Origin of the sequence: Solibacillus sp. FSL R5-0691, from assembly GCF_037974225.1 — a bacterium.
Classification (GTDB): domain Bacteria; phylum Bacillota; class Bacilli; order Bacillales_A; family Planococcaceae; genus Solibacillus.
Genome location: NZ_CP150231.1, coordinates 1 through 12073, shown reverse-complemented (window position 1 = coordinate 12073; position 12073 = coordinate 1). Strand labels below are relative to the sequence as shown.

Annotated in this window: 7 protein-coding genes and 1 rRNA gene; all 8 read right to left on the bottom strand. The window is 40.4% G+C overall.

From position 1 onward, the window contains the following. Positions 1-48: 48 nt before the first annotated feature. Positions 49-1604, bottom strand: a 16S ribosomal RNA gene (locus MKY51_RS00040). A 473-nt stretch (positions 1605-2077) separates the two neighbouring features. Further along, positions 2078-3178 carry an HD-GYP domain-containing protein gene (locus MKY51_RS00035; protein WP_339174592.1) on the bottom strand — a complete coding sequence of 367 codons (1101 nt, stop codon included), beginning with the start codon at positions 3176-3178 and terminating at the stop codon, positions 2078-2080. A gap of 181 nt (positions 3179-3359) precedes the next feature. Beyond that, positions 3360-5858 (bottom strand): DNA gyrase subunit A, encoded by a 2499-nt coding sequence (gene gyrA / locus MKY51_RS00030; RefSeq protein WP_339174590.1) that lies wholly within the window; start codon positions 5856-5858, stop codon positions 3360-3362. Between the two features lie 93 nt (positions 5859-5951). Continuing rightward, positions 5952-7877, bottom strand: coding sequence for a DNA topoisomerase (ATP-hydrolyzing) subunit B (gyrB, locus tag MKY51_RS00025; protein ID WP_339174588.1), 1926 nt, complete (start codon positions 7875-7877; stop codon positions 5952-5954). 61 nt (positions 7878-7938) lie between these two features. Next, complete coding sequence (gene recF / locus MKY51_RS00020) at positions 7939-9057, bottom strand: DNA replication/repair protein RecF (RefSeq protein ID WP_339174586.1); 1119 nt, start codon at positions 9055-9057, stop codon at positions 7939-7941. A gap of 3 nt (positions 9058-9060) precedes the next feature. Continuing rightward, positions 9061-9297, bottom strand: coding sequence for a S4 domain-containing protein YaaA (gene yaaA / locus MKY51_RS00015; RefSeq protein ID WP_339174585.1), 237 nt, complete (start codon positions 9295-9297; stop codon positions 9061-9063). A gap of 124 nt (positions 9298-9421) precedes the next feature. Then, positions 9422-10558: a DNA polymerase III subunit beta gene (gene dnaN, locus MKY51_RS00010; RefSeq protein ID WP_079523597.1), complete on the bottom strand. Its 1137-nt coding sequence runs from the start codon at positions 10556-10558 to the stop codon at positions 9422-9424. 171 nt (positions 10559-10729) lie between these two features. Beyond that, a complete protein-coding gene (gene dnaA / locus MKY51_RS00005) occupies positions 10730-12073 on the bottom strand; it encodes a chromosomal replication initiator protein DnaA (RefSeq protein ID WP_079523596.1) in 1344 nt (447 codons plus the stop codon).

Genomic DNA, 12073 nt, shown 5'->3' with positions numbered 1-12073 from the left:
AACGTTAATGTTTCATTCCCCAAGGGAATGATTCCGAAAAATCCTTAGAAAGGAGGTGATCCAGCCGCACCTTCCGATACGGCTACCTTGTTACGACTTCACCCCAATCATCTATCCCACCTTCGGCGGCTGGCTCCAAAAGGTTACCTCACCGACTTCGGGTGTTACAAACTCTCGTGGTGTGACGGGCGGTGTGTACAAGGCCCGGGAACGTATTCACCGCGGCATGCTGATCCGCGATTACTAGCGATTCCGGCTTCATGTAGGCGAGTTGCAGCCTACAATCCGAACTGAGAACGGTTTTATCGGATTAGCTCCCCCTCGCGGGTTGGCAACCGTTTGTACCGTCCATTGTAGCACGTGTGTAGCCCAGGTCATAAGGGGCATGATGATTTGACGTCATCCCCACCTTCCTCCGGTTTATCACCGGCAGTCTCCTTAGAGTGCCCAACTGAATGATGGCAACTAAGAATAAGGGTTGCGCTCGTTGCGGGACTTAACCCAACATCTCACGACACGAGCTGACGACAACCATGCACCACCTGTCACCGTTGCCCCCGAAGGGGAAACTATGTCTCCATAGTGGTCACCGGGATGTCAAGACCTGGTAAGGTTCTTCGCGTTGCTTCGAATTAAACCACATGCTCCACCGCTTGTGCGGGCCCCCGTCAATTCCTTTGAGTTTCAGTCTTGCGACCGTACTCCCCAGGCGGAGTGCTTAATGCGTTAGCTGCAGCACTGAGGGGCGGAAACCCCCCAACACTTAGCACTCATCGTTTACGGCGTGGACTACCAGGGTATCTAATCCTGTTTGCTCCCCACGCTTTCGCGCCTCAGTGTCAGTTACAGACCAGACAGTCGCCTTCGCCACTGGTGTTCCTCCAAATCTCTACGCATTTCACCGCTACACTTGGAATTCCACTATCCTCTTCTGCACTCAAGTTCCCCAGTTTCCAATGACCCTCCCCGGTTGAGCCGGGGGCTTTCACATCAGACTTAAGGAACCACCTGCGCGCGCTTTACGCCCAATAATTCCGGACAACGCTTGCCACCTACGTATTACCGCGGCTGCTGGCACGTAGTTAGCCGTGGCTTTCTAACAAGGTACCGTCAAGGTAGCGCCAGTTACTACGCTACTTGTTCTTCCCTTGCAACAGAGTTTTACGAACCGAAATCCTTCTTCACTCACGCGGCGTTGCTCCATCAGACTTTCGTCCATTGTGGAAGATTCCCTACTGCTGCCTCCCGTAGGAGTCTGGGCCGTGTCTCAGTCCCAGTGTGGCCGATCACCCTCTCAGGTCGGCTACGCATCGTTGCCTTGGTGAGCCGTTACCTCACCAACTAGCTAATGCGCCGCGGGTCCATCTTATAGTGACAGCCGAAACCGTCTTTCAACTTCAAAACATGTGTTAAAAAGTATTATTCGGTATTAGCCCCGGTTTCCCGGAGTTATCCCAATCTATAAGGTAGGTTACCCACGTGTTACTCACCCGTCCGCCGCTAAAATTTTAAAGGTGCAAGCACCAATAAAATTTCCGCTCGACTTGCATGTATTAGGCACGCCGCCAGCGTTCGTCCTGAGCCAGGATCAAACTCTCCATAAAAGTAGTTTGAAAGCTCATTTGCTTTGCTAGCGATCCAACTTCGTTAGAAGTTGAAATCTATTGTTTGCTTCATTTAAGAAGCTTGTTTCATTAACGTTGCTTGTTCAGTTTTCAAGGTTCATTGTGTTGTCTCGGTGACAACTTTTATATCTTACCATTATTCAATGTTGTTTGTCAACACTTTTTAATGAAAAGTTTTTTGTTATCGAAGCATTATTCTTTCATGCGACAACTTTTACTATTATACAGCATCCTTAAACTTAAGTCAACATTTATTTGAAATTTGTTTTTCATAAGATGTTATCTTGTAAGGACTTTTAATATAATAACATTTGTATTTCTAATCGTCAACAATTTCTTCGACTTTTTTCAATTTCAATTTGCACCTATTTAATCATGCAAAACTAATATAAAACAAGAGGGTATTTCTTCTAATAAGAAAAGACCCCCTTAGCGATTAATTCATTTAATTTTTATCCTTGAGTAATGACACGCGAAATATAAAAACTTCTATTAGAAGAAAGATCCACAATCTCTCCTGTACGCGTTAATTTCACAAGTGGGCGTGTTGGTGAATATTTATTGATGAACATTACTTCACCCAGTTCTAGATTGGATAACTCGATTTTTGTTCCTATTGGTAAATCGACGATAATATCCATTAAAGCTTGAACAACTTTAATATCGAATTTTCCAAACTCCTCTTCCTTAATCATCTCGATTACTTTAAAAGGAGACTGCATCGAACGATACATCCGTTCACTTGTCATCGCATGGAATACATCTGCTACCGCAATGATTTGGGCAAAGATTGAAATAGATCCGCTTCGATCACCTTTTGGATAGCCGCTGCCATCCAGCCGTTCATGGTGCTGATACACAGCTACTTTCATAATATCCTTTATAGCGGTTACGTTTTTAATGAGTAAGTAACTATAGTAGGGATGTTTTCGTACTTCCCCAAATTCGGCTTCTGTTAAAGCGCTTTTCTTATCCCGAATGCGTGAAGGAATTCTGGACATTCCGCTATCTGCTAACATTCCGGCGATGGCCAACTGAATCGTGTCCCCACGCTCGTATCCCATTTTCTTTGCAATGACTGCAGCTATTAAACCTGTAGCAATACTATGGTGGTATAAATAGTCCTTTGCATTCGAATAACTGTTCAGATCAAATATATAAGTTCGATTTTCTAAAGCCATATCCATTAACGGAATTATGATATTTCTTACTTTTGTCAGGTCTACTCTTCCGCCGGCTTCCCAATTTGAAAATTCCTTTTTCAATAGTGCGATTCCATCAAGATAGGATCTTTCAAAACTTGTGGATTGCTGTATTGGTAAATCTATAGGAATAGGATTATCTAACTTTTCTTCAATTATCTCTGGTTCTTCAACTTCGATTTCATTATGTACTAATACCGTTTTTAAAGTAAAAAGTTCAAATACGCGTAAATGTTCCGGCTTTACTTTTGTATTTTTATAGATAATCGGATATTGTGTATTGGCAAAAATATCTTCAGCAATTACTTTACCTAATCGCAATTCCTCAACTCTTATCAATATTGCTTCCAATTTCACAACCCCTTAAGCTCTTTATCGGTTATAAAGTAAGGATAAATTCACATTCATTGAATTACTCTTTCTAAATAACTACTAATTTTTTCATATTAACGTTAATTATAACGAATGGAAAATAAATTACAACCAAAAAAAGTAATCTAGATAGTCTAAACTAACTAGATTACTTTTCGAATTACTCTTCTATAGCTGAATTTGACTCTTCTTCAGTTTCAGAATCGATTTCTTCTTCATCCGGAGCATCATCTTCTTTTTTCACACGTGCAACAGTTGCTACATGTTCGCCTTCAGCAAGTCTGATTAAACGAACACCTTGTGTGCTACGGCCAATAACAGAAATATCATTTACGTCCATACGGATTAACATACCATTAATCGTAATCAACATAATGTCCTCTGATCCATCCACAGCCTTAACCGCGCACATCTTACCGTTCTTATCAGTAATCTGCATCGTTTTCAGACCTAAACCGCCTCGGCTTTGCAAACGGTATTCAGATTCAGGTGTACGTTTACCATAACCATTTTCTGTGACAACTAAAATTTCCTGACCTGGTTCAAGAATTTCCATTCCTACTACAAAGTCACCTTCACGAAGTTTAATACCTCGTACCCCGGCAGCTGAACGACCCATTGAACGAATATCGTCCTCTTTAAATCGTACTAACATACCATCGCTTGTACCGATAATAATTTCCTTTGTGCCATCCGTTAAGTGGACCGAAATTAAATCATCGTCTTCACGTAATGTAATGGCGATTAAACCATTCGTACGGATATTTGCAAACTGATCAACAGGTGTACGTTTCGTTACCCCTGTTTTTGTAGTAAAGATAAAGTAAGCATCTTCTTTGAATTCTGTTACGCGAATCATTGCCGTAACATGCTCACCTTTATCGATATTAAGCAAGTTTACAATCGGCAGTCCTTTCGCTTGGCGACCGAACTCCGGAATTTCATATCCTTTTGCACGGAATACTTTACCTTTTGAAGTGAAGAAAAGAATTGTATCGTGTGTAGAAGTGAATAATAAATGTTCTACGAAGTCATCTTCGTTCGTTCCCATACCTTGTACACCACGGCCGCCACGTTTTTGCGAGCGATAAGTGTTCGCTGCCAAACGTTTAATATAACCGTTATGTGTTAATGTAAGTACCGAGTTTTCACGAGGAATTAAATCTTCGTCTTCGATCATTTCTAAGCCGCCAGCTGTAATTTCTGTACGACGGTCATCACTGTAGCGCTCTTTAATATCTGTCATTTCTGTGCGGATAATTTCAATTACTTTCGCTTCGTCCGCTAAAATCGCTTTTAATTCATCGATTAACTTTAGAAGTTCCTGGTACTCAGCCTCAATTTTTTCGCGTTCCAATCCGCTTAAACGTACAAGACGCATATCTAAAATCGCTTGTGCCTGGCGTTCAGATAAATTAAAGCGCTCCATTAATTGAGGTCTTGCTTCTTCACCGCTGCGAGAAGCACGGATAATCGAAATAATTTCATCAATATGATCAAGCGCAATACGTAAACCTTCTAAAATATGTGCACGTTCCTCTGCTTTTCGAAGCTCGAATGCAGTACGGCGTTTAATAACTACTTTCTGGTGTTCTAAGTAATGATAAAGCACTTCTTTTAGACTTAATACTTTTGGCTGTCCATCAACTAATGCAAGCATATTTACACCAAAGCTTGACTGCATTGCTGTTTGCTTAAACAAATTGTTCAGTACGACATTTGCATTTGCATCACGGCGTACTTCAATAACGATACGCATACCATTACGGTCAGATTCATCACGTAAATTGGTAATGCCATCAATTTTTTTATCGCGTACTAACTCGGCAATTTTTTCAATTAGCTTTGCTTTGTTAACTTGGTACGGTAATTCATGCACTAAAATTGTCTCTTTACCGTTTGAAGCTTGTTCGATTTCCACTTTAGCACGAATTGTCAGTGAGCCACGGCCTGATTCATAGGCACGGCGAATACCACTGCGACCTAAAATAATTCCCCCTGTCGGGAAATCAGGACCTGGAATAATTTCCATTAATTCTTCTGTCGTAATGCCTGGATTATCTGCTACCGCTAATACACCATCAATTGTTTCGCCAAGATGATGTGGTGGGATATTTGTAGCCATACCTACTGCGATACCAGAAGCACCATTCACCAATAGATTCGGATAGCGCGCCGGTAATACTAAAGGTTCGTTTTCACTGCCATCATAGTTCGGTCCATAATCAATCGTATCTTTGTTAATATCGCGCAGCATTTCCATCGCGATTTTTGACATACGTGATTCTGTATAACGCATTGCTGCAGCACCGTCGCCATCAACTGAACCAAAGTTACCATGGCCGTCCACTAGCATATAACGATAACTGAAATCCTGCGCCATACGCACCATTGCATCATAAATCGATGAGTCACCGTGAGGGTGGTATTTACCCATTACGTCCCCAACGATACGGGCACTCTTTTTATATGGTTTATCTGAAGTATTTCCTAGCTCCTGCATACCATACAAAATACGGCGATGTACTGGTTTAAGTCCATCACGCACATCCGGTAAGGCACGCGAAACGATAACGCTCATCGCATAGCTTAGGAAAGATGATTTAATTTCTGTTGTAATATTTCTAGATTCAATATGTCCATGCTGAATGTCAGACAAAATGAGGACCTCCTTCCAATTGCACTAACTAATCAATTATGTCCAAGCATAATTGCATCCCTCTGCGGGTGTTTGAAAACCCGCAGAAGGATGTTAAATATCCAAGTCTTGCACGTATACTGCATTTTCTTCGATAAAATCACGACGAGGTGCAACTTCATCACCCATTAAGTGATCGAAAATTTTATCCGCTTCAATTGCATCATCCAATTCTACTCGAATTAAAGTACGGTGCTCTGGATCCATTGTTGTATCCCATAATTGTGTTGCATTCATTTCCCCTAAACCTTTATAACGCTGTACATTAGGTTTCGGTAACTTCGGCAGACGGCTTAAAATGTCTTCAAGCTCCTCATCTGAGTAACAGTATTCAACATGTTTCCCTTGTTTCACCTGATAAAGAGGCGGTTTTGCTGCATATACATAGCCGGCTTCGATTAATGGACGCATGAAACGGAAGAAGAATGTCAGCAATAGGACACGAATATGTGCACCATCGACATCGGCATCCGTCATAATGACAATTTTGTGATAACGTGCTTTTTCTAAATTAAATTCTTCCCCAATACCCGTACCGAATGCTGTAATCATTGCACGGATTTCGGCATTCGATAAAATACGGTCCAAGCGTGCTTTTTCAACGTTAAGAATTTTCCCGCGCAGTGGCAAGATTGCCTGGAAATGACGGTCACGGCCTGATTTAGCAGATCCGCCGGCAGAGTCACCCTCTACGATATAAATCTCAGATTCAGCAGGGTTTGTTGAAGAACAATCTGCTAATTTACCTGGTAAGCTTGAAACTTCAAGTGCAGATTTACGACGTGTAAATTCACGAGCCTTTTTCGCTGCTACACGCGCACGTGCCGCCATTGTACCTTTTTCGATAACTTGGCGTGCAACCGATGGATTTTCAAGCAGGAAACGTTCAAATCCGTCTGAGAATAAAGCATTTGTAATCTGGCTTACTTCAGAGTTTCCAAGTTTAGTTTTTGTTTGACCCTCAAACTGAGGTTCTGGATGTTTTATTGATACGATTGCCGTTAAACCTTCACGAACATCTTCACCAGTAAGATTAGCATCCGATTCTTTAATCAGATTTGCTCTGCGGGCATAGTCGTTGATCACACGTGTTAAGGCAGTTTTAAAGCCTGATTCGTGCGTACCACCCTCATACGTGTTGATGTTGTTTGCAAAGGACATAATATTTGAGCTGAAGCCTGCATTATACTGCATAGCAATTTCAACTGTAATGCCTTCTTTTTCGCCTAACACATCAATCGGTACATGGATAGGTTCTTTATTCTCGTTTATATGCTCAACATATTCACGAATACCACCTTCAAAGTGGAATGTTTCAGAACGTTCCTGTCCTATGCGCTCATCTGCAATCGTAAGGCTGATGCCACGATTTAAATAGGCCAATTCGCGGATACGTGTCGCTAAAATATCGTATTCATAAACTGTTGTTTCTTTAAAGATTTCGCTGTCAGCTTTAAATCGAGTTGTTGTACCTGTATGGTCTGTTTCACCAATGACCGTTAATTTTTGAACCGTTTGACCGCGCTCAAAAATAATTTCATGGATTTTACCATCGCGGTGTACTTGAACAACCGTCTGGCTCGATAATGCGTTTACTACAGAAGCACCAACACCGTGAAGACCACCTGATACTTTGTAGCCTCCGCCGCCGAATTTACCGCCGGCGTGAAGTACTGTCATAATTACTTCAACAGCAGGCATACCCATTTTTTCTTGAATATCTACGGGAATACCACGACCGTTATCTTCTACACGAATCCAATTGTCTTGTTCGATTGTTACTGTGATTCCTGTACAATAACCTGCTAACGCTTCATCAATACTATTATCAACAATTTCCCAAACTAAATGGTGCAATCCTTTAGAACTCGTTGAACCAATATACATACCAGGACGTTTTCGAACAGCCTCTAATCCTTCTAATACTTGTATTTGATCCGCATCATAAGATTGCTGGACTTTATTATCTTCTAAAGCCACTATTGTTCACCTACTCTTTCATAACTATCAGTATGCTTCTTTATTACGTATTTCAATGCACTTATGGTTGCTCAATTGTTCCTTGTGTGACATGGAACAACTTTGCGTGCTGTATTGTGTCATGGTGAATACCTTCTACACTCGTTGTTGTAACGAATGTCTGGACTTCACCTTGAATTGTATTTAATAAATGTGATTGGCGGTAATCGTCCAATTCAGATAAAACATCATCCAATAAGAGAATCGGCGTTTCCTTCGTTTCCTGTTTGATAAGTTCAATTTCGGCAAGTTTCAAAGATAATGCCGTTGTGCGTTGCTGCCCTTGTGAGCCGTATACTTGAACATCATAATCATTGACAAAAAACTGCAGATCGTCCCGATGAGGCCCGATAAGTGTTACGCCTCTCTCAATTTCACGCTGCTTCACTTCTTCTAGTTTCTTCGTTAAGAAATCCGCCATTTCTTCGGCAGTCCAGCTTGCTTCCATCCCCGTTACAGGACGGTATTTTATGACAAGCTTTTCTAAGCCTCGCGAAATGCCAAAGTGAATCGGTTCGGCCCAATCTTGTAAAAGCTCGATAAATTGAAATCTTTTACGGATAATTTGAATTGCCGCCTGCACATATTGTTCTGTATAAATATCAAACATCACATCGGATGCGAGTGATTGTTTTCCCGCATTCTTTTTTAATAAATGATTACGTTGTTTCAAAATCTTTTGGAATGTTAGTAAATCATGTAAGTAAACAGGGGAAATTTGTCCGATTTCCATATCGATGAATCTTCGGCGAATTTGGGGGCTGCCCTTTACGATATTCAAATCTTCCGGTGCAAACATTACTACATTCATCTGTCCGATATAATTGCTTAGTTTCGTTTGTTCAAGATGATTGATTTTGCCCTTTTTGCCTTTTTTTGAAATCGTTAATTCGATAGGAACGCCACCGTAACGCTTATTTACCACACCTTCTATTTTACCATAATCCGCATCCCAACGTATTAATTCTTTATCGTTCGCGGTACGATGAGATTTGGCCATCGCTAGTACATAGATTGATTCCATTACATTTGTTTTTCCTTGAGCATTCTCCCCAATAAAAACATTAATTTTATCTGAAAAATCCAGTGTTAACGATTCGTAGTTACGATAATCTGTTAGCTGCAGGCGCTCGATGTTCATGAATTAATTTTCTCCGTTTTCAATAAATGCATCGACAATTTTATAGCGTCCTACTCCTGGAATATTAATCACATCTCCATGACGCAGTTTTTTCCCGCGGCGATCTTCCACTTCACCATTTACATACACCTCATGTTCACTTAAAAACCACTTTGCCATACCGCCAGAGCTAATTGCATCTGTCATTTTCAGCGCTTGACCAAGCGTTATATATTCTGTATCAATTACTAATTCATTCAACGTAATTCATCCTCCACTTAAATAAAGTCTTATCATTCTATCATACCTAAAAATTGTCCATAAGTAAAAAAGGAACGGTCTCAATAACAAGTTAAGACCATTCCTTTAAAATTTTTATTGAATTTTAGTAAGTACGTACCGGTAAAATCAGCTGCAGTATTGCATCATCCGCCACTGAACGTAAGATGAACGGGCGCATTGCACCTGTGAATTCAATTACTACATCTTGTCCATCAATTGCTTTTAAGGCTTCCATCATGTATTTCGCACTAAATGAAATCTTTAATGTTTCGCCTTCCAGACTTTCCACTTGGATCTGCTCTTCAACCTTACCAATCTCAGGTGAATTTGATGAAATTTCGACTGTTTGATTTTCCAGTGTTTCAAAACGAACAACATTATTGCGGTCTTCACGTGCTAAAAGCGAAGCACGGTCAATTGCCTGCAATAAAGATTTGCCGTTAATCGTAATCATTGTTTTAAATTCTTCCGGAATTAGACGTGATGTATCCGGATAATTGCCTTCTAATAGACGAGAGAAGAATAGAACATCATCTGTTTTAAACAATACATGCTGGTTTGTCAGTACGATTTGAACAGGATTATTTGTGTCCTCTAAAATTTTGTTCAATTCATTTAAGCTTTTACCTGGAATTACTACTGAAGTAATATCATTTGGTAAATTTTCAAGATTCACTTTACGACGCGCTAAACGATGACTATCCGTTGCAACGCATATTAATGCATCGCCTTCTACTTTCCAGTTTACACCTGTCAACACCGGACGGCTTTCTGATGTCGCTACAGCAAAGACAGTTTCTCTAATAACTGATTTTAGTAAATCTGTTGGAATCGTAAATTGGCGGTCTGCAGCAATTTCAGGTAGCTGTGGATATTCTGTTGCATCTGAGCCAATAAGGTGGAACTCAGACTTACCTGAACGAATAATCGTTGCATAGCCGTTTGTAATTTCGATTTCTACTTCATTAGTAGGCAATTTACGGATAATTTCATTGTACATACGAGCTTGCAGCACAATAGAACCTGTTTGTGTAATATCCATAATCTGTTCGCCATTTTCTTCTACAGGAATGAATGTCTGGATTGTAATGTCTGCATCACTACCAGTTAACGTCATACCTTCGTTTGTAACATCAATTTTAATCCCCGTTAAAATAGGGATCGTTGTTTTTGAACTTACAGCTTTCATTACATCATTCAAACCTGCTAAAAGACGATCACGCAAAATAGTAAATTTCATTAGTTTACCTCTCTTATATGATTAATTATTTATTTAAAGATATTAATAGATATAGTAATAGGGCCTGTGAATTTGTGGATAACCCCTATTTTACACATATGGGGCGCACTATCCACATGTTGATAAGTTGTGTATAGACTTGTGCGGAAAAGAGAAAGTTATACACAGAGTTTATTTACCTAACATACTACGAATTTGTTTAATATCCTGCTGAAGCTGCTGATCTGTTTTAAGTAAAGAAGAGATCTTTTCATGGGCATGGATTACCGTAGTATGATCACGACCCCCAAATTCTTCGCCAATTTTCGGCAAAGAAAAGTCGGTCAATTCACGAGATAAGTACATTGCAACTTGTCTTGGGAAAGCAATGGATTTTGTACGGCGTTTTGCCGAAAAGTCTTCCAGACGAATATTAAAATGCTCTCCAGTTGCTGTTTGAATATCCAAAATAGAAATCATGCGCGGTTTTGAGTTTGGCATAATATCTTTTAGAGCTTCGGCAGCAAGTTCAGGCGAAACATCCATATTTACTAAAGATGAATAGGCGACAACGCGGATTAGAGCCCCTTCAAGTTCACGAATATTTGTATCAACCTGATTGGCAATATAAAGCATGACTTCATTCGGAATATCGAGTCCATCTGCTTTTGCTTTTTTACGTAAAATCGCAATACGCGTTTCTAAATCAGGCGGTGCAATATCAGTAATTAGTCCCCATTCAAAGCGCGAACGCAAACGATCCTCTAAAGTTGGTATTTCTTTTGGAGGACGGTCACTTGAGATGACAATCTGCTTTGATTCTTCATGCAGTGTATTGAATGTATGGAAGAATTCCTCTTGTGTCGATTCCTTACCAGCCAAAAATTGAATATCATCTATTAGCAGTACATCAACATTTCGGTATTTATTTCGAAAATCGATTGTCTTATTATCACGAATTGAGTTAATGAACTCATTTGTGAACTTTTCAGATGATAAATAAACGACATTTGCTGTCGGATTGTGTTCTTTTACGTAATGTCCAATTGCATGCATTAAGTGAGTTTTGCCTAATCCTACCCCCCCGTAAATAAAGAACGGATTGTAAGCTTTTGCAGGTGCTTCCGCTACAGCTAAGCTCGCTGCATGGGCAAAACGGTTACCGGAACCAATAACGAATGTATCAAATGTGTACTTTGGATTGAGCATACCTGGGGTAATGTCATGGTGTTCACTTGATTTTGCTTGAGTAATTGGGGGCGGTAATTCAAAGTCATCAGCGGCCTGATCTTTCTGGACCACGAAATTAATGACTAAATCCTCTCCTGTTAACTCGTTTAGTATTCCTGTAATCATATGGATGTAGTATTGTTCAAGCCAATCGCGGGCAAAAGAGTTAGGCGCGGAAATCGTCACTTTTGTGCCACTATGTGCAAGAAGTTTTGTTGATTTCAGCCAAGTATCAAAGCTCGGTTTCGAGATTTTCTGTTCAGCTTGGGCAAGGACGGCATTCCATAGGTTTTCTAAATGTTCCAA

Coding starts and splice junctions, on each gene's coding strand:
- recF (WP_339174586.1), bottom strand. CDS start 9,057: ATGAACATCGAGCGCCTGCAGCTAACAGATTATCGTAACTACGAATCG.
- dnaN (WP_079523597.1), bottom strand. CDS start 10,558: ATGAAATTTACTATTTTGCGTGATCGTCTTTTAGCAGGTTTGAATGAT.